We start from the raw sequence: 18916 nt of genomic DNA, 5'->3' as shown, positions 1-18916 counted from the left end.
CCACGCATGACGCATGACCTGCAGCTACGCGAACAATGAATCGCGCCGGGCTTCCAGCTGCAGCAGGGCCGCCTTGGTTTCCAGTCCGCCGCCGAAACCGGTCAATGCGCCCCCGGCGCCGATCACGCGGTGGCAGGGCAGCACGATCGGCAGCGGATTGCGGCCATTTGCGGCACCGACTGCGCGGCTGGCGGTGGGGTGATCGATGTGACGCGCCAGTTCGACGTAGCTCCAGGTCTGGCCGAAGGGAATATCGGCCAGCGCTTTCCACACGCGCAGCTGGAACGGCGTTCCGTGCGGGGCGAGTGGCAGATCGAAGCGCATGCGTTCGCCGCGCAGGTACTCCAGCAGCTGCCCGCGTGCGCCGCGCAGGGCGTGGGCGTCGCGCTGCCAGTGCTCGCGGCCTTTGGCGTCGTAACGGTTGTTCTCGAACAGGATGTGGTGGATGCCCTGGCTGTCGCCGGCCACGGTGAGGGCGCCGATCGGGCTGTCGAAGGTGTCGTAGAGCAGGGTCATGAGGGAACTCCCGGAGCAGGGGTGGCCAGGTGCCACAGGTGCAGAACGGCGTAGGCGCGCCAGGGGCGCCACGATTGCGAACGTGCCTCGGTGGCGCGCTCGCTCAAGCGCGTGCCATCGCCGAGCACCTGTTGCAGGACCAGATCGCCGGCGGGGAACGCATCGGGCAGGGCCAAGGCGCGCAGCGCGATGTAATGCGCGGTCCATGGGCCGATCCCGGGCAGGGCGACGCAGCGTTCGACAAAGCCGGCCAACGACTGGCCGGCGCCAAAATCGAGCCGGCCCTCGACCACCGCCTGGGCGACACCGCGCACGGTGGCGGCCCGGGTACGCGGCAGGCCGATCGTTTCCAGCGGCGCCTGGGCCAGCACCGCGGGCGAGGGGAACTGGCGGTCCAGTCCTGCCGGCATGCCTTCCAGGGTGGCCCCGAAGCGGTCCACCACGCGGCGTGCCAGCGTCGCGGCGGCGGCCACGCTGACCTGTTGGCCGAGCACGGCGCGCACGGCCACTTCAAAGCCATCCCAACCGCCGGGCACGCGCAGCCCCGGGCGCTGCGCGATGCCCGCAGCGAGCAGCGGCTCCTGCATCAGCGTGGCGTGCACCCTGAGCAGATCTGCATCCAGATCGAAGATGCGCCGCACGCGCCGGACGATGCCCGGAATCGCGCGCGGATCGACCTGGCCCAGCTGCAGCAGCAGTTCGGGGCGCCGTGGATCGGCGGTCACGCTCAGCAGTGAGGGGCGCTCGGGCGGCCCGATCACGCGCTGGTAGCTGTCCGTGCCGATCTGCTCGATGCCGGGAATCGCGCGGCGGCGCAGGAAACCGAGCATCGCGGTGAAATCGAGCGGCGGCCGATAGCCCAGGCGCAGCGTGAGCGCGCCATCGGTCAGCGCGCCACGCTGGCGGCGGATCGCGGTCGGGGGCATGCCGCAGCCATCCAGGAAGGCCGCGTTGAAACGGCGCAGGCTGTTGTAGCCCGATGCCATCGCGACATCGGTCACGGGGAGCGCGGTTTCGGTCAGCAATTGCTTGGCCAGCAGCAGCCGCCGCGTGGCGTGGATCTGCGCTGGCGCGGCGCCGAGGCGGGCGACGAACAGGCGCTGCAGCTGGCGGGCACTCAGGCCGACGTGCGCGGCCAGATCGGCGACCGGTTGATCCTGCAGATAACCCTCATGGATCAGCGCCAACGCGCGCTGCAGGGTTTCATTGTCCAGCGCGTCCTGGGCCTCGGGCGCCAGCTCGGGACGGCAGCGCAGGCAGGGGCGGTAACCGGCTGCCGCTGCGGCGGCCGCGGTCGGGTAGTAGGTGACATTGGAAGGCTTCGGCGCCGGTGCCGGGCAGACCGGACGGCAGTAGATGCCGGTACTGCGCACGGCGGTGAAGAACACCCCGTCAAAGCGCGCGTCGCGGGCCAGGCGGGCACGTTCGCAGGCGGTGTGGTCCAGGGGCAGGGCGGTCTCCATGGGGGCCAGTCTATGCCCGCCGCCCGGGCCTGGCTCGCCATTTTCGGACAGCAATGCCACGCCGGGGTCGCCCGGTTCAGGACAGGTTGCCGCGATGCGCCGGCCGCGCACTAGACTGTGCGTGCGCGCTCATTTTGCCGCGCATTCCCCCCTTGCAAGGATTCCGGGTTGTCCATGTTGCTCAAGTCGTGGTGGTTGCCGTTGTTGTACCTGGGCCTGGCCGGTTGCAGCCAGCTGGAGAACCCGGGCAATGTCACCGCCGCCGACAAGGCCGTGCGGGCGCAGACGGCCGATGGCGATCACATGGTGTCCATCAATGCAGCCGATGCGCCGCCACCGCCGCCGCCCGCGCCCAAGCGGGGCGACCTGAGCTGGCCGCAGGCCGCGCTGGAAAACGGCAAGGCGTGGATCAGCTGCGATACCGACTACGCCGGTGACGCCGGCGATGGCGCCCCGCTGGAGGCGCTGGACCGGGCCAGCATCGAGGCCGCGCTGCAGCCCTGCGCCGAGCGCGGCCTGCTGCGCGTGCGCTATGTGGGCAAGATCAATCCGGGCTTCTCCGAGCTGGTCGCCCGGCTGGCGGTGGTCGCCGATGCGCAGCGGATTTCGCGGCGCATCCTGGATTTGGATTCCAGTGGTGGCCAGGTCGAAGCCGCCATCGTGGCCGGCGACCGCATCGGTGAATCCAACTGGACGATCTGGGTGCGCGAAGGCTCGGTCTGCCACAGTGCCTGCGTGTTCGTGCTCGCCGCCGGCGACAACCGGCTGGTCTCGGGCAAGGTCGGCATCCATCGCATGATGCGGATCAGTTCCAAGGCGACCTCGCGCGCTGAACTCAACCGCGAACTCCACGAGGTCTATGACAACGTGAAGGATTACCTGCAGCGCAACGGCGTGGCGGTGGGCGTGGCCGACCTGATGATGACCGTGCCCAACCGCAGCCTGCGCCTGTTGACCGCCGAGGAGCTGCGTCAGTTCGGGCTGGACGGCACCAACGCCGTGCAGGACGATCTGGAGCGGATCAAGCAGATGCGCAAATGCGGCGATGCGTTCGTGCGCCGCAAGGATGCCTTCCTGGTCGCCTTCGATCAGGAGTGCAAGCGCGAGGGCAGCGAGCTGGAGGCCGTCAACAGCTGCGGGCAGGCGCTTAAGCAGCGCTTCGGTTTCCCCGACGAGACGTGTCCGGACGAGAGTCCGCTGTCGGAAATCGATGTCTCCACTCTGCTGCCGACCACCGTGGCCCCGGACCAGCCGGAGACCGCCGAGCGGACCCTCGGTGACGCCCGTCCGGCATCGGCCGAGGCCGCCGAACGCAACTGACGGAGGACTCACGTGCTTCCCGTAGACTGGGCCCGTTCCTTCCAGCCAACGGTGTCCTGATGCGTGTTCCGCTGCTGCTGTTGTCCGCTCTGCTGCCTTTCGCCACGCTGGCCCAGGCGCCACCACCGGCCACCCCTGCACCCGCGCCGGCACGCTCCGCGCCTGCGGCCGCGCCCGCAGCGCGTCCGGCACTGAGCCCGGCGCAGCAGGCGCAGGTGCAGAAGCAGGATGCGGAAATGACCGCCGCCGCGTTGCAGGTGGCCAAGCTGGTCGATGCCAACCGCGCCGGCGAGGCGTGGAAAGGCGCTTCGGCCGTGGCGAAGAAGTCGGTGACCGAGCAGGCGTTCGTCAGCCAGCTCACCGCTGATCGCCAACGCCTTGGCGCACTGGCCTCGCGCGGCCAACCGGTGGTGACCCGGGTCAAGTACGCCGCCGGGGCAACCGTTCCCGAAGGGCTCTACATCAACGTCAGTTTCCCCACACGCTTTGCCAACAGTGCCCAGCCGGTGCGCGAACTGGTCTCCTTCCGGTTCGACGAAGACCGCATCTGGCGCCTGGCCGGTTACAGCGTGCGTGCCGCCACCCCCTGATTGCCGGAGCCTGCGCAGATGAGTATCGAGATCCAGATGCTGGTGTGGTCGATGGTGCTCGGCCTGGTGCACGTGTTCGCGCCCTCCACGCTGATCACCCGCGAGCGCGGCATCGGCTGGAACGCCTCCGCGCGCGATCAGCCCATGCCACCCCCGGGCCCGCTGGCCGGCCGCCTGCAGCGCGCGCAGAGCAACTTCATGGAAACCTTCCCGTTCTTCGCGGCCGCAGTGCTGGCGGTGGTGCTGACCCAGCGCCAGGATGGGATGACTGCCGTGGCCGTGCAGCTGTATTTCTGGGCGCGCCTGATCTACCTGCCGCTGTACGCCGCCGGCGTGCCTTATGTGCGCAGCCTGGTGTGGCTGGTCTCGCTGCTGGGCATCGTGATGCTGCTGTGGGCGTTGCTGTGAACGGGTGCTGGCGCGCCTGATCCAGATCAAGGACGCCACTGGGGGTGCGGCGCTAAGCTGCACCTGACACGTAACGGCAGGATGGGATCATGCAGTCTGTGGATGTGGTGGTGGTGGGTGCCGGCCCGACCGGGCTGTGCTTCGCACGCGCGCTGGCCGATACCGGCCTGAGCGTGACGCTGATCGAACAGCAGCCGCGCGCGGCGCTGGCCGCCCCGACCTTTGATGGCCGCGAGATCGCGCTGACCCACGCCTCGCGCCAGATCCTGGAATCGTTGGGCCTGTGGGAGCGGCTGGGCCCGGCCGAGATTTCCCCGCTGCGCGATGCCAAGGTGATGGACGGCGGCTCGCCGTTCGCGCTGACCTTCGCTGCGCACGAGCGTACCGGCGATGACCTGGGCTGGCTGGTGCCGAATCATCTGATCCGCCGCGCCGCGTGGCAGAGCGTGCAGGCCCAGGCCGGGCTGGACATCGTGGACCAGGCCAGCGTGACGGCCGTCGCCCCCGGCCCCACCCACAGCACGGTCACCCTGGCCGATGGCCGTCAGTTGGCCGCGCGCCTGGTGGTCGCCGCGGACAGCCGCTTCTCCGCGACCCGGCGCCTGCTGGGGATCGGGGCGCAGATGCGCGACTTCGGCAAATCGATGCTGGTGTGCCGGATGCAGATCGAGGTGCCGCACCGGCACACGGCCTGGGAGTGGTTCGGCTATGGCCGCACGATGGCGCTGCTGCCGCTCAACGGCGACCAGGCCTCGGCGGTGATCACCCTGCCGCCGCGCCAGATCGCAGGCTTGATCGCCCAGGACGAAGGCGACTTCGGCCGCAGCATCAGCGCGTTCTTCGAGCATCGACTGGGCGCGATGCGGCCGCTGGCCAGGCCGGTCGCGTATCCGCTGGTGGGCGTTTACGCGCACGCGTTCGCTGGCGACCGCTGCGCGTTGATCGGCGATGCCGCGGTCGGCATGCATCCGGTGACGGCCCATGGCTTCAATCTGGGCCTGCAGAGCCAGCATCGACTGGCCGGGATCGTGCGCAGGGCGGCGGGGCAGGGGCGCGACATCGCCGCGCCGTCCGGGCTGGCCGCGTACGAGCGCGGCCACCGGTTGGCCTCGCGGCCGCTCTACGAGGCGACCAATGCGATCGCCTCGCTGTATACCGATGACCGCCTGCCGGCGCGGCTCCTGCGCCGGGCCGGGCTGCGGCTGGCGCACGGCGTGGCCCCGTTTCGCCAGTTGATCGCCGCCCACCTCACCGGCAGGTGACGACCGTTGGTCGTCACACAGGGTCAGGGCGCGTCGCTGTCGGCGATCACGTGGATGACGGTGTCGGCGAACTGCACCTGCTGGCCCGCGCGGATCTTGCAGGCCTTGCGCAGCTCCACTTCACCATCCACCAGGACCTGGCCGTCGCCGATCACGGTCTTGGCTTCGCCCCCGCTGGTGACCAGGTCGGCCAGCTTGAGCAGCTGTTTGAGCTCGACGTAGTCGCGGTCCAGTTCAAATTCGAGGGTCTGCATGAAAACGGGTATCCTGGGAAGGGGCGCGGGCGTTGGGCCCGGCCGGAAAAGGGCGCGTATTGTGCGCCAGCACGCGGCAGAACGGCATCCACGTGGCAATCTGTACACGTTGTTCAGGAACGATGCGGTATCATCGCCCCCTGAGTGAGTGAATTCTCCTCCGACCGAGCAGCGCCAGGGCACGCGATAAGAAAGGGCGCCCAAAGCGCGGACCATCCCCCTTTTTTATCTCACTGCCGCGTAAAACGGCGGTGTTTCGGAGTTCCCCATGTCCCAAGATTCCACCACGCCGCTGCTGTTCGCAGATCTCGGCCTGTCCGACGCTGTCATGCAGGCCGTCGCCACCGTCGGTTACGAAACCCCCTCGCCGATCCAGGCCGCCACCATTCCGGCGATGCTGGAAGGCCGTGACGTGCTGGGCCAGGCCCAGACCGGTACCGGCAAGACCGCCGCCTTCGCGCTGCCGGTGCTGTCCAACCTCGATTTCAACCAGACCAAGCCGCAGGTGCTGGTGCTGGCACCGACCCGCGAACTGGCCATCCAGGTCGCCGAGGCGTTCCAGACCTATTCCTCCGGCATCCCCGGCTTCCGCGTGCTGCCGGTGTACGGCGGCCAGCCGTATGGCCAGCAGCTGCAGGCCCTGCGCCGTGGCGTGCACGTCATCGTCGGTACCCCGGGCCGTGTGATCGATCACCTCGAGCGCGGCACCCTGGACCTGTCCGAGCTGAAGACGCTGGTGCTGGACGAAGCCGATGAAATGCTGCGCATGGGCTTCATCGACGACGTCGAAGCCGTGCTGAAGAAGCTGCCGGAGACCCGCCAGGTCGCCCTGTTCTCGGCCACCATGCCGTCGCAGATCCGCCGCATCGCGCAGACCTACCTGAAGAACCCGGCTGAAGTCACCATCGTCAGCAAGACGACGACCTCGGCCAACATCCGCCAGCGCTACTGGTGGGTGAGCGGCATGCACAAGCTGGACGCGCTGACCCGCATCCTGGAAGTGGAACCCTTCGACGCGATGATCATCTTCTCGCGTACCAAGGCGGCCACCGAAGAGCTGGCCGAGAAGCTGCAGGCACGTGGCCTGGCCGCGGCCGCCATCAACGGCGACATGCAGCAGGCCCAGCGCGAACGCACCATCGGCATGCTCAAGGAAGGCAAGCTGGACATCCTGGTGGCTACCGACGTGGCCGCCCGTGGCCTGGACGTGGAGCGCATCAGCCACGTGCTGAACTACGATATCCCGTACGACACCGAAAGCTATGTGCACCGCATCGGCCGTACCGGTCGTGCCGGCCGCACCGGTGACGCGATCCTGTTCGCCACCCCGCGCGAAAAGGGCATGCTGCGTGCGATCGAGCGCGCCACCCGCCAGCCGATCGAAGAAATGCAGCTGCCGAGCGTGGATGCGGTCAACGATACCCGCATCACCAAGTTCATGAGCCGCATCAGCGATGCCCTGGACGCCGGTGGTACCGAGTTCTACCGCGACCTGCTGCAGAAGCTGGAAGGCGAGAAGAACGTGCCGGCGATCGACATCGCCGCCGCGCTGGCCAAGCTGCTGCAGGGCGATTCGCCGTTCCTGCTGACCCCGCCGGTGCGTGGTGCCCGTGAAGAGCGTGCGCCGCACCAGCGCAACGAGCGCAGCAACGACCGTGGCGAGCGCCCGGCCCGTTTCGAGCCGCGCTTCGAGCGTGGCCCGCGTCGTGAAGACGACCGCGGCCCGCGCCCGCCGCGTCCGGAAGGCGACTTCGGCAACAGCGAGGGCGGCTTCGAGCGTGCCCCGCGCCGTGACATCGCCCCGCGCGGTGCCGCCGAGCCGGGCATGGAAACCTTCCGCATCGAAGTGGGCCACGTGCACGGCGTGAAGCCGGGCAACATCGTCGGCGCGATCGCCAACGAAGCCGGGCTGGAAAGCCGCTTCATCGGCCGCATCGACATCCACGACGACTTCTCGGTGCTGGACCTGCCGGCCGAAATGCCGCAGGACCTGCTGACCCACCTGAAGAAGGTGTGGGTTTCGGGCCAGCAGCTTCAGATGCGCAAGGTCGAGCCGGGTGAAGACCTGACCCCGTCGCCGCGTCCGGCGTTCAAGCCGAAGTTCGGCCAGGGCAAGCCGCGTGGTCCGGGTGGCCCGCGCAGCGGTCCCGGCGGCAACGACCGTCCGCCGCGCCGTGATGGCTTCAAGCCGCGCGGTCCGCGCAACTTCTGATCCCCCTCGGGTGATCGACGCGACGCCAGCCTCCGGGCTGGCGTCGTCGTTTCCGGCCCCCACGTCCCTGGCCGCCGGTTTCGCGCCGTCTCAACAACACTGGCCCTAGCCTGCGGGTTGGACCATGCTCCAATGGAATGAGTTTCCACATCCGCAGCCCCGGGGGGATCGGCGATGTATGGAGGTCGCAGGGAGAGTGGCGGCACCGCGATACCGTATTCCATGCGGGGCCTGACCCTGCGCTTCGTGCTGTTGACCGGCATGGCCATCGGCCTGGTCGGCATTTCCGCCCTGATCCAGGAGCTGCAGGCGGCCTCCACCGCATGGATCATGGGCCAGAGCCACTGGTCGCGCGGCCAGCAGCAGGCCACCCACGCGCTGTCGCGGTACATCACCTCGGCCAATCCGGCCGATCTTGCGCTGACCCGGCAGGCGCTGCGGGTGCCGCTGGGCGACCTGACCGCCCGCCGTGCACTGGAACAGGCCGCCCCGGACATCGCTGCCGCACGCCGGGGCTTCATCGAAGGCGGCAACGCCCGCGGCGACATCAACCGGTTGATCCTGTCGTATCGCTACCTGCGCGATCAGCCGTATTTCCGCGACGCGGTGCGCCTGTGGCGCGACACTGACGACGATCTGCTGCAGCTGGTGGCCATCACCGACCGGGTCCAGGCCGGACATGCCGCCGGCAGCCTGACCCCGGTGGTACAGCAGGCACTGCTGCGCCGGGTGCAGGCGCTGGACGTGGACATGCAGAACCAGGCGCGGGCGTTCTCCAGCGCGTTGCTGCATACCGCGGCGATGGTGCGCATGACCACCTTCATCGTCGGGGGGCTGTCGGTGCTGGCGATCACGCTGATCGCGGTGCTGCTCGCGCGGCGCGTGCGCAACGACCTGACCGAGCAGGAAAGCCGGTTCCGCGCGGCGTTCTACCAGGCCACGGTCGGCATGCTCAAGCTCGACGAGGAGGGCGGCATCATGGAGGCCAACCAGGCCATGGCCGATATCCTCGACCATCGCCGTGAGGCGCTGCTCAGCCTGTCGCTGGCCGATCTGCTGGTGGAGGGGGAACTGGTCCTGGACGAGCGCGGCCGGATCGACTGGCCACGCCAGCTGCGCCCGGGCGAGCTGCGCTTCCTGCGCGCCGATGGCAGCCTGATGTGGGGACGCTGGAGCGGGACGGTGGTGCATACCCGGGGGCGCGCGCCGGCGGTGTTCGCGCTGGTGGAGGATGTCTCGCAGAACCATGCGCTGGCGCGGGAAGTGGAACACCACGCCAGTCATGACCCGCTGACCGGGCTGATCAACCGCCGCGAGATCGAGCGGCTGCTCGATCAGGCGCTGGTGGCGGTACGCGCCGAGGGCGGGATCCACTCGCTGTGCTACATCGATCTGGATTACTTCAAGCTGGTCAACGACGGGCTCGGCCATGCCGCGGGCGACTTTGCCCTGTTCCTGGCCAACGCCGGCCAGGACGAGGCCAAGCAGGTGCTGCAACGGGTAATCCGCACGCTGGGCCAGGTCAGCCTGCATCACGGCGACGGCGCCCCCCGGGTGAGCTGCAGCGTCGGCGTGGTGGAAGTGACCGCCGAGGCACCGGATGTGAACTGGCTGATGAGCGCGGCCGACAGCGCCTGCTATGCCGCCAAGGAGGCCGGTCGCAACCGTGTGCATTGCTACAACGAAAGCCGCATGGCGCTGGACGAACGTCGGCGCGAAGCCGAGCGCCTGGCCAATGTCTCCAGTGCGATGGCCGAGAACCGCATGCTGCTGTATGCCCAGCGCATCGAGCGGGTCGGCGATCCGGAGTTCCTGCATTACGAAGTGCTGGTGCGCATGCGCAGCCCGGAGGGTGCCCTGCAGGGGCCGGCCGAGTTCATGGGCGCGGTGGAACGTTACGGCATGGGCATGGCGCTGGATCGGCACGTGTTGTCGCTGCTCTTCCGGCACCTGCAGGTGTGCCCGAGCCACGTGCAGCAACTGGGCCTGTGCAACGTCAACGTGTCGGCGCAGTCGATCGCCGAGCCCAGCTTCCTGGCCTTCGTCACCGATCTGCTGGAACGCAACCGCGGCCTGGCCCGCAAGCTCTGCTTTGAAATCACCGAAACCGCCGCGGTCAGCAACCTGGCCCAGGCGCGTGCCTTCATCGACGCGGTCAAGGCGCGCGGCTGCCGCATGGCGCTGGATGATTTCGGCTCGGGGTTGTCCTCGTTCGGCTATCTGCGCCAGTTGCCGGCAGACATGCTCAAGATCGATGGCGTGTTCGTGCGCGACATGAACGTGGATCCGGTCAACCGCGCCGCCGTGCGCGCGATCACCGAGGTGGGCCGCGAGCTGCACATGATGGTCGTCGCCGAGTGGGTCGAATCGGCGGTGGTGGCCGACCAGCTGGCGCAGATGGGCGTGGAGGGCTTGCAGGGGTATGCGATCGAGCGTCCGATCCCGCTGGAGCGGATGACCCAGCTGGCGATACGGCCGGTGCGCGCGGGCCTGTCCTCCGACGCCTGGCGGGGCATGCCATGATGCGATAATCGCCGCCGACGGTTCCGGACACGGTGTGCGCGGACGAACACGGGCGGGCAGGACGCAGGTGTGAGCAACGGGGGCGGTGACTCAATCGGGTGGATGGCGTTCGCGCTGGTGCTGCTGTGGCTGTTGCCTTGGAGCCTGCAGGCGGCGCCGCGCGTGGGGCAGGACTTCCTGTTGCTGGGCGGGGCCACCGATGAGGTGACGCCGCAGCGCGCCTGCGCGCCGGATGTACTGGCACGCCACCAGGAAGTGCTCTCGATCCCGGCGCCCGCCGCCGGCTGGTCGGGCAAGCCACAGGCCGTGGACGTATTCGGGGTCCTCACCGGCGAGGTCCGCATCAGCCATGGCGACCGCGAGATCTGCGGCAGCATGCACGATGCCCGCACGCGCGATTCGCGCTTCCGGGCCGGGGTCGGGTTGGTGGTGGTGCCCAAGGCCGGCGATCACGAGCCGATCGTGGTGTCCTGGACCCGGCCGCTGAAGCCGCGCTGGGTACCGACCATCCAACTTGGCGCGCCCAGTCCGGTACAGCAGAACGACACCGCCCGGCTGCTGGTGCGCGCAGCCTGCATCGCCGTGGCGATCGCCCTGGCGCTGTCTGCGCTGATGGGCTGGGCCACCACCCGCGACCGGTCTTTCCTGGTGTATGTCGGCGCCTGCATTGTGTTCGTGCTCTGGCAGGCGGTGCTTGGCGGGCTGAGCGGCTATCCCGAGCCGTGGTTGCCGGTGCACGACCGCGCCTCCTGGTGGCTGATCGCGCTCACCGCGTTCAGCCAGGCCTTGCTGCTGCCGATCCTGTGGCGCCTCACCGGCGGTGACCGGTGCTGGCCGCGCTCGCGTCCGGCCCAGCACCTCGTGCTGTGGGGCCTGATCGCGCTCGGGCTGAGCGTGCCGCTCTGGGGGCTGGACGGGCTGAGCGCCGGGGCGGCAGCGCTGGAAGGCAGTTTCCTGGTCGTCTGCACGCTGTGCCTCGGTGCGGGGCTGTGGGGGCTGTGGCGGGGCGATGCGCATGCGCTGCCGGGGCTGGCCGCGCTGGCCCCCTGGTGGATCATGATCGGGGCCGACGCGCTGGACGCGCGCTGGCTGGTGGCCTATCGGATCGAAGCGCTGCAGTTGTCGGCCACCTGGTTCTTGATGATGGCCGCCTACGCCCTGAATCTCCGGCTGGGCAGGCTGCGCCGCCAGCGCGATGAAATGCGCCAGTTGGCCGACACCGACGTGCTCACCGGCCTGCCCAACCGGCGCGCCGGCCTGCGGCTGCTCGCGCAGTACCTGGAACGCGCGCGCCAGCAGCCGCATGCGCTGGCGATCGGCTTCCTGGACATCGATCTGTTCAAGGACATCAACGACCAGTTCGGGCATGAGGTGGGCGACCAGGTGCTGGTCGCGGTGGCGCGCGCGCTGCGCGGCTCGGTGCGCAACCATGACGATGTGATCCGGATGGGCGGTGAGGAATTCCTGGTGCTGCTGCCCGGTGCCGGCCATGCCGCAGCCGTGGCCCGGCTGGAGACGGTCCGTCAGCAGGTGGCGGCGGTGACCCAGACGCTGGGCATCCCGGGCCTGACCGTCTCGGCCAGCATCGGCCTGGCGGTACTCCAGCCGGGCAGCGACGATCTGGCCGGGTTGCTGCGCCGGGCCGACCACGCCATGTACTGCGCCAAGCGCAACGGCCGCAACCAGATCCACGACGGCGAACGCACCACGACCGCCGGCGATCCATTGCCGGCCTGAACCACCGGCACGCGGAAAAACGCAGCGGCGGCCACCTTTTGCCCGATAATGGGCCGATGACAACCCGACTCAACAAGCATATCGCCGATACCGGCTTCTGTTCCCGCCGCGAAGCCGACCGCCTGATCGGCGAGCGCCGCGTCACCGTCAACGGCCATCCGGCCGGTACCGGTGCGGTGGTGGGCGAACAGGACGTGGTGCTGGTGGACGGCCAGCCGCTGCGCGCCCGTGAAGCCAAGAAGGCCGGTGGCCGCAAGCACGTCTACATCGCGCTGAACAAGCCGGTGGGGATCACCTGCACCACCGAAAGCTCGGTCAAGGGCAACATCGTGGAGTTCGTCGGCCACGAGCAGCGCATCTTCCCGATCGGCCGCCTGGACAAGGATTCCGAAGGCCTGATCCTGCTCACCAGCAACGGCAACATCGTCAATCAGATCCTGCGCGCCGAAAATGGCCACCAGAAGGAATACATGGTCGCGGTCAACAAGGCCGTCACCGATGAGTTCCTGCGTGGCATGGCCCGCGGCGTGCGCATCCGTGACGAAGTCACATTGCCGTGCCGGACCAGCAAGCTGGCCAAGTTCGGGTTCCGGATCACCCTGCAGCAGGGCCTGAACCGCCAGATCCGCCTGATGGCCGCCGCGTTCGGCTTCCGGGTCACCCAGCTGCGCCGCGTGCGCATCGACAACATCAAGCTCGGGGCGCTCAAGCCGGGCCAGTGGCGCAACCTCACCGACGCCGAGCTCAAGGGCCTGCTGCCCAAGCAGCTGGACTGGTGATGCTGTGCGTCACGTGATGGCGCGATACTCGGGCTAGACTGCGCAGGCACACGCTACTGCCTGCCACGATGATCAAGCCGTCCAAGCCGGACAACGAAGCGCAGCGCCTGCTGGCGCTGCAGCGCTACCAGATCCTGGATTCCCCCCGCGAGCGGTCGTTCGACGATCTGGTCACGATCGCCACGGCGTTGTGCGGCACGCGCATGGGCGCGGTCACCCTGGTCGACCAGGACCGCCAGTGGTTCAAGGCGCGCCAGCTGCTGGAGGCCGCCGAAACCAGTCGCGACATCTCCTTCTGCGGCCACGCCATCCTGCAGCCGGACCAGGTGATGGTGGTCGAGGATGCGCGCAACGATCCGCGCTTCTTCGACAACCCGGTGGTGGTCGATGACCCGCACGTCCGCTTCTACGCCGGTGCGCCGCTGCTGAGCAGCGAGGGGCTGCCCCTGGGCACTCTGTGCGTGTTCGATGCGGCGCCCCGGCAGCTCAGCCCGGGCCAGCGCGACGCGTTGTCCGCGTTGTCCCGGCAGGTCTCGCTGGTGATGGAGCTGCGCCGCTACGCGCACGAGATACAGCAGCACATGACCGACCGCGCCTGGTACGAGCAGCGCCTGGCCGAGTACAACGAACTGCTGGAACAGCAGAACGCCGACCTGGCCGAACAGAGCCGCACCGACCCGCTCACCGGCCTGCCGAACCGCCGTGCGATGAGCACTGCGCTGGAAGCGGCGGTGGTGGACGCCGACGGCCAGCCACGCGCCACGGCCGTCGCCCTGCTGGACATCGATCACTTCAAGACTGTCAACGATCTTTACGGCCATGCCACCGGCGATCACGTGCTGGCCGAACTGGCCCGGCTGCTGCGTGCGCATTTCGCCGGGCACGGCCTGGCCGCGCGGTACGGTGGCGAAGAATTCGTGGTGCTGATGCCCGATACGCCGCTGGCCACCGCTGAGCTGCAGTGTGATTTCCTGCGCATGGCGGTGGCCGACCTGCCACTGGGCCTGCCGTTGACGATCAGCATCGGGGTGGCCGCGCACCGCCACGGCGATGCGATCGAGCAGACCCTGGCACGGGCCGACGCGGCGTTGTACCGGGCCAAGGGCGAGGGCCGCAACCGGGTCCTGCGCGCCGACTGAAGCGCACGGCCCTGTCCGTGGCGTGCCGGGTGTTGGCCGGTACGCGCGCTCAATCGGCGATGTTGCGCGCTTCCGAGGTTGCCAGGATTTCCGGGTGCTGCACCTTCCGGCGGCGGTTGAGCAGCGGGTGCAGGAACACCGCCCCGACGATGATCGCCACGCCGGCGTAGAACAGCGGCGTCAGCTCACGCTGCTCGCTGAGCAGCACCATCGCCAGCAGGATCGCGTAGACCGGTTCCAGATTGGTCACCAGCTGGGAGGTGTAGGCGCTGATGTGGCGCAGCGCGACCAGGGCCAGCGCAAACGGCAGCAGCGTGCAGAGACCGGCCAGGGCCAACAGCAGCAGGCCGTCGTGCAGGTCCGGGATCACCCACAGGTCGCTGGCCAGCGCCGGCAGCAGGAAGGGCAGCACCGGCGCCAGCAGGGTCAGGGTGAGCGTGCCCGCGCCGAGTTCCAGCGCGGTCACGGTGAGCGGGTCGGCATGGCTGACCAGGCGCTTGTTGAGCGAGCCGAACACGGCCACCAGCAATGCCGACAGTGCGCCGATCAGCACGCCCAGGCGCATGCCATCGGGAACGCCCCCCACCACCAGTGCGACGCCGGGCAGCACCAGGATGCCGAAGGCCAGCTCGCGGAACTGGAAGGGTCGCTTGGCCACCCACGGTTCGATCACCGCCGTGAACACCGGCGCCAGCGCGATGCAGGTCGCGGCTACCGAGGCATTGGCCAGTTTCACCGCGCCATAGAAGGTGAGCCAATGCAGCGCGACCAGCGCGCCGACGCCGCAGTACCCGGCGACCAATCGCGGCGAGAGTTGCCGCAGCCCGCGCCACACCCGTGGCACCAGCGCCAGCATGGCCACCACCAGCAGCATGCGCCACCACACCAGGGGCAGGGCGGGCAGGGTGATCAGCTTGCCGAGGATGGCGGTGACGCCCCACAGCAGCACACAGAAATGGATTTGCAGCAGGGCTCTGCGGGTATCGGTCATCGGCATCGGCGTATTGTGCGACAAGCCGCGACGTGGCGGACGCCTTCCACGTGATCTTTTCCGGGCCGTGGCATCCTGCGCCCATGACACCTCTGCAAAGCGATTCCCTTGCCCCCTCAACGCCACCCGCGCTGCGCGCCTGGGCCGGCCTCACCGCCGTGGTCGCAGTTGCCTCGCTGCTGCTGCAGTATCACCTGCTGCTGCGCATCCCCGGCACGGGTGCAGCGGAGGCGACGCTGCGCTACCTGGGCTACTTCACCATCCTCAGCAACATCGGGGTGGCCGTGGTCTGCGTTGCCCTGGCCTGCGGCCGTCGCACTGGCCTGGCCGCGCCGGTCCCGCGCGTGGCAGTGGCGCTGTTCATCGGCATCACCGGGTTGATCTACGTGATCATCCTGCGTCCGCTGTGGCACCCGCAGGGCGCGCAATGGTGGGCCGATGCCGGCCTGCATTACGCGGTGCCCGTGATGTATCTGCTGGGCTGGCTGGCCGGGCCGCACGGCCGGCTGCCTCGGCGCGGGCTGGCCGGCGTTCTGGCGATTCCGATCGTTTACCTGGGCTGGGCGCTGCTGGTCGGGCGGCTCAGCGGACAGTACCCGTACCCGTTCCTGGACCTGGGCGCGCTGGGCATCGGCTTGGTCGCGCGCAATGTGCTGGCCGTGGCGGTGGTGTTCATTGTGGCCGGTGCCCTGCTGTGGTGGCTGGATGCGGCGCTCGCGGCGCGCCGCCGGCAGCGGTGACCGGTCAGCCGCCGCCGAGCTGCCGCAGCTGGTCGCGCAGGGCCATCGCCGCGCCGGGATTGCGCTGCTTGGCGGCGCCAATGAACAGCACATACACCTCGCGCGGCGACTGCGCGGGCACGTCGGCGGCGAGGTGGGGCAGGTCTGCATTGTCCTCGCCGCGCGCCCAGCGCATCGCACGCAGGCACCACTGCTCCATGGCCCGCGCTGGATAGCCGGCACGCAGGTTGGCGCGTGAGCGCATCAGCCGCGCATAGATGAACTCCGCGGTCGGGTCGGCGAAGCTGGGGTAATCGTCCGAGCCGCTGAACACCAGCGCGGCGCCGTGGGCCCGGGCAGCAGCCAGCAGGTCCGGTGTCCACGCAGCCGGGTTGCGCACCTCCAGCGCGTGCTGCAGGCGCTCGCCGCCAACCTTGCGCGGAAGCATGCCCAGGAACGCATCGAACTCGGCCGCGGCGGCCGGATGGTTCTCACCGAACTGCCAGATCAGCGGCCCCAGCCGGTCCTCCAGCGCGCTGATGCCCTCGATGAAGCGCTCGGCACGTTCGCCGACGGTGGTCAGGTCATGGGTCTGGGTGATCGTGCGCGGCGCCTTGGCCGAGAAGCGGAAACCCTCGGGCGTCTGTTCGCGCCACTGTGCATAGATGGCCGGCTTCTGCGCGCGATAGAAGGTGCTGTTGATTTCAATGCAGCCGAGCTGCTCGCTGGCATAGGCCAGCTCTTCGCGCTGCGGCAACCCGGCCGGATAGAAGGTGCCACCACGCCACGCCGGGAAGACCCAGCCGCCGATACCGGTGCGGATGATGCCGGGCGGTGCGCTCATGCGCCGCCCGCGTGGCCGGCCCACGGGTCGTAGCTGCCGAACCACCACAGGTAGCCCTCCGGATCGCGGCAGGCATAGCCACGGCCGCCATAGGGCTGGTCGGCGATGTCGATCACGATCCGGGCGCCGGCGGCAACCGCGCGCGCATGATGCGCATCCGGATCGGCCACGATCACGCAGGCAGTCTGGGTCTGGCGGCCGCCGACCTCATCGGGGTGCACGCTGTAGCGGCCCCATTCGCTGGCGTTGTCGACCGAGCCGAGCATGATCATGCCGTGGCCATACACCAGCTGGGCGTGGTGCACGATATCGCCCTCGGCGTACACCGCCTGTTGCTGGAACCCGAACGCGCGCTGCAGCCAGGCAATGGCGGCGTGTGCATCGCGGTAGCGCAGGCAGGGAATGATCGTAGCGGTGGTCTGCGCGGGCGCGGTCATGGCGGGCCTCCTTCTGGCACAGGCGAGCCTGATCCGGCCCGCGTTACCATCGTGCGAAACCGGGGCATCGGCACCTTCGACGCCCCCGCCACACGCAACCGGAGACACTGCTTGAACACATCCTGGATCGGAGGCGCCGTGCTGCTCGCATGCGCACCCTTGGCATCGGCCGCCGTGCCGGCCGAACTGCAGCGGCTGGACGCCACCATCGAACGGGCCCGCGCCGAGTTCGACATCCCCGGCATCGCCGTGGCGGTGGTCAAGGACGGCAAGGTCGTGATGGAACGCGGTTACGGTGTGCGCGAGCTGGGCAAGCCGGCGCCGGTCCAGGCCGACACGCTGTTCGCGATTGCCTCCAACACCAAGGCGTTCACCGCGACCTCGCTGAACCTGCTGGCCGAGCAGGGCAAGCTGAAGATGGACGATCGCGTGATCGATCATCTGCCGGGCTTCCGCATGTCCGATCCGTATGTGACCGGTGAAATGCGGATCCGCGATCTGCTCTCGCATCGCAGTGGCTTGAGCCTGGGCGCGGGTGACCTGCTGTTCTGGCCGACCACCTCCTACAGCAACAAAGAGGTGGTGCAGCGTCTGGGCAAGGTGCCGCTCAAGGCCGGGTTCCGCGATCGCTACGCCTACGACAACATTCTCTACGCGGTCGCCCAGCAGGTGATCGAACAGGTGTCCGGGCAGACCTATGCGGACTTCCTGCAGCAGCACATCTTCACCCCGGTGGGGATGCGCGGCACACGTTACAACGCTGATCACCTGCAGCCCGGCGACAACGCCGCGGTCGGTCATGCCAAGTACGATTTCAGCCAGCTGCGCACCGTCGCACCGCTGACCTGGTCCAACAATGCCGGCGCCGGCGGCATCTATTCCAGCGTGCATGACATGGCGCGCTGGATGAACGTGCAATTGGCCCAGGGCACGCTGGAGAACGGCCAGCCGCTGTTCACCGCCAAGACCCAGCAGGCGATGTGGCAGATGATCACCCCGCAGGTCGTGCCCGAGCCGAGCGTGCCGCAGCTTGCGGCGGCACGGCCGAATTTCGCCGGTTATGGCGAGGGCTGGAGCCTGAGTGATTACCGTGGCCAGAAGCTGGTCTGGCACACCGGCGGCTGGCCCGGCATGGTCTCGCGCGTGACCCTGGTGCCCGAGCACAAGCTCGGCATCGTGGTGCTGACCAACCAGGAAGTGGGTGCCGCCTTCAACGCAATCACCATGGAAGCGCTGGACGCCTACCTGCAGGCGCCGGCCACCGACTGGGTCGCCGCCTATGCGGCCGCCGTGGCCAAGTCGCAGGAGAAGGCGGACGAGGGCTGGGCCAGGCACCAGGCGGCGCGCGATGCGAAGTCCACGCCGTCGCTGCCGCTGGCACGCTACGCGGGCGGTTACCGCGACGCGTGGTACGGCGACGTATTCGTTGAACAGCAGGGCGGCAAACTGCGCCTGCGCTTCGGCAGGACCGCGCAGTTGATCGGCACGCTGGAACATTGGCAGCACGACACCTTCCTGGTGCGCTGGGACGACCGCTCTCTCAATGCCGATGCCTTCGTGAATTTCAGCCTGGATCCGGACGGCAAGGTCCGCGAGGTGCGCATGCAGGCGGTGTCGTCGCTGACCGATTTCAGCTTCGATTTCCAGGACCTGCTGCTGACCCCGATCGCGCCGGAGACCAAGGGCTGAACCCCGTCGCCGGCGTGTGATGGAGGTGAGAGT

General features: G+C 68.8%; 16 protein-coding genes and 1 pseudogene. 11 read left to right on the top strand and 6 right to left on the bottom strand.

Going from position 1 to position 18916, the window contains the following annotated elements:
- Positions 1-24: 24 nt before the first annotated feature.
- Both POS15_RS11060 and POS15_RS11055 read right to left on the bottom strand, forming a co-directional pair.
- Entirely contained in the window at positions 25-516 is a 492-nt protein-coding gene (locus POS15_RS11060) for a methylated-DNA--[protein]-cysteine S-methyltransferase (protein WP_284128161.1), read from the bottom strand.
- Entirely contained in the window at positions 513-1979 is a 1467-nt protein-coding gene (locus tag POS15_RS11055; protein ID WP_284128160.1) for a DNA-3-methyladenine glycosylase 2, read from the bottom strand. Before POS15_RS11055 ends, POS15_RS11060 begins: the two co-directional genes overlap by 4 nt.
- A gap of 174 nt (positions 1980-2153) precedes the next feature.
- On the opposite strand from POS15_RS11055, the pseudogene POS15_RS11050 reads away from it, so the two are divergent.
- The 4 genes and pseudogenes from POS15_RS11050 to ubiM all read left to right on the top strand — a co-directional run.
- Positions 2154-3185 (top strand): annotated as a pseudogene (locus POS15_RS11050) (hypothetical protein); the annotation flags it as partial.
- Positions 3186-3358: 173 nt separating this feature from the next.
- Positions 3359-3889 (top strand): DUF4019 domain-containing protein, encoded by a 531-nt coding sequence (locus tag POS15_RS11045; protein ID WP_019184438.1) that lies wholly within the window; start codon positions 3359-3361, stop codon positions 3887-3889.
- A gap of 18 nt (positions 3890-3907) precedes the next feature.
- A complete protein-coding gene (locus tag POS15_RS11040; protein WP_019184437.1) occupies positions 3908-4297 on the top strand; it encodes an MAPEG family protein in 390 nt (129 codons plus the stop codon).
- Between the two features lie 89 nt (positions 4298-4386).
- Positions 4387-5559: a 5-demethoxyubiquinol-8 5-hydroxylase UbiM gene (gene ubiM, locus POS15_RS11035; protein WP_046272066.1), complete on the top strand. Its 1173-nt coding sequence runs from the start codon at positions 4387-4389 to the stop codon at positions 5557-5559.
- Positions 5560-5582: 23 nt separating this feature from the next.
- Here the strand turns inward: ubiM and POS15_RS11030 are convergent, their stop codons facing one another.
- Positions 5583-5813 carry an RNA-binding S4 domain-containing protein gene (locus tag POS15_RS11030; protein ID WP_019184435.1) on the bottom strand — a complete coding sequence of 77 codons (231 nt, stop codon included), beginning with the start codon at positions 5811-5813 and terminating at the stop codon, positions 5583-5585.
- A gap of 268 nt (positions 5814-6081) precedes the next feature.
- Here POS15_RS11030 and POS15_RS11025 point away from each other — a divergent pair, with 268 nt between their 5' ends.
- The 5 genes from POS15_RS11025 to POS15_RS11005 all read left to right on the top strand — a co-directional run bounded on the left by POS15_RS11025 (position 6082) and on the right by POS15_RS11005 (position 14203).
- On the top strand, positions 6082-8025 hold the full coding sequence (locus tag POS15_RS11025; RefSeq protein ID WP_019184434.1) for a DEAD/DEAH box helicase: 1944 nt from the start codon (positions 6082-6084) through the stop codon (positions 8023-8025).
- Positions 8026-8247: 222 nt separating this feature from the next.
- The gene (locus tag POS15_RS11020; RefSeq protein ID WP_284128159.1) at positions 8248-10548 is read left to right on the top strand and encodes an EAL domain-containing protein; all 2301 of its coding nucleotides are present in this window, start codon (positions 8248-8250) and stop codon (positions 10546-10548) included.
- Between the two features lie 102 nt (positions 10549-10650).
- Positions 10651-12285, top strand: coding sequence for a diguanylate cyclase (locus POS15_RS11015; RefSeq protein WP_284128158.1), 1635 nt, complete (start codon positions 10651-10653; stop codon positions 12283-12285).
- Between the two features lie 56 nt (positions 12286-12341).
- Positions 12342-13064 (top strand): pseudouridine synthase, encoded by a 723-nt coding sequence (locus POS15_RS11010; protein ID WP_019184431.1) that lies wholly within the window; start codon positions 12342-12344, stop codon positions 13062-13064.
- 68 nt (positions 13065-13132) lie between these two features.
- The gene (locus POS15_RS11005) at positions 13133-14203 is read left to right on the top strand and encodes a sensor domain-containing diguanylate cyclase (RefSeq protein WP_019184430.1); all 1071 of its coding nucleotides are present in this window, start codon (positions 13133-13135) and stop codon (positions 14201-14203) included.
- A gap of 49 nt (positions 14204-14252) precedes the next feature.
- On the opposite strand, the gene POS15_RS11000 is transcribed toward POS15_RS11005, so the two are convergent.
- Positions 14253-15200: a DMT family transporter gene (locus tag POS15_RS11000; protein WP_019184429.1), complete on the bottom strand. Its 948-nt coding sequence runs from the start codon at positions 15198-15200 to the stop codon at positions 14253-14255.
- 77 nt (positions 15201-15277) lie between these two features.
- On the opposite strand from POS15_RS11000, the gene POS15_RS10995 reads away from it, so the two are divergent.
- Entirely contained in the window at positions 15278-15934 is a 657-nt protein-coding gene (locus POS15_RS10995; protein WP_046272063.1) for a Pr6Pr family membrane protein, read from the top strand.
- Between the two features lie 4 nt (positions 15935-15938).
- Here POS15_RS10995 and POS15_RS10990 read toward each other — a convergent pair whose 3' ends face one another.
- Both POS15_RS10990 and POS15_RS10985 read right to left on the bottom strand, forming a co-directional pair.
- A complete protein-coding gene (locus tag POS15_RS10990; protein WP_284128157.1) occupies positions 15939-16757 on the bottom strand; it encodes a DUF72 domain-containing protein in 819 nt (272 codons plus the stop codon).
- The gene (locus POS15_RS10985) at positions 16754-17194 is read right to left on the bottom strand and encodes a VOC family protein (protein WP_019184426.1); all 441 of its coding nucleotides are present in this window, start codon (positions 17192-17194) and stop codon (positions 16754-16756) included. Before POS15_RS10985 ends, POS15_RS10990 begins: the two co-directional genes overlap by 4 nt.
- Positions 17195-17305: 111 nt before the next feature.
- Here POS15_RS10985 and POS15_RS10980 point away from each other — a divergent pair, with 111 nt between their 5' ends.
- Positions 17306-18883: a serine hydrolase gene (locus POS15_RS10980; protein ID WP_284128156.1), complete on the top strand. Its 1578-nt coding sequence runs from the start codon at positions 17306-17308 to the stop codon at positions 18881-18883.
- Positions 18884-18916 lie beyond the last annotated feature (33 nt).

The sequence above is a fragment of the Stenotrophomonas sp. BIO128-Bstrain genome (assembly GCF_030128875.1).
Classification (GTDB): Bacteria; Pseudomonadota; Gammaproteobacteria; order Xanthomonadales; family Xanthomonadaceae; genus Stenotrophomonas; species Stenotrophomonas bentonitica_A.
The sequence above is the reverse complement of the archived record's forward strand: the minus strand, read 5'-3'. Positions and strand labels throughout refer to the sequence as shown.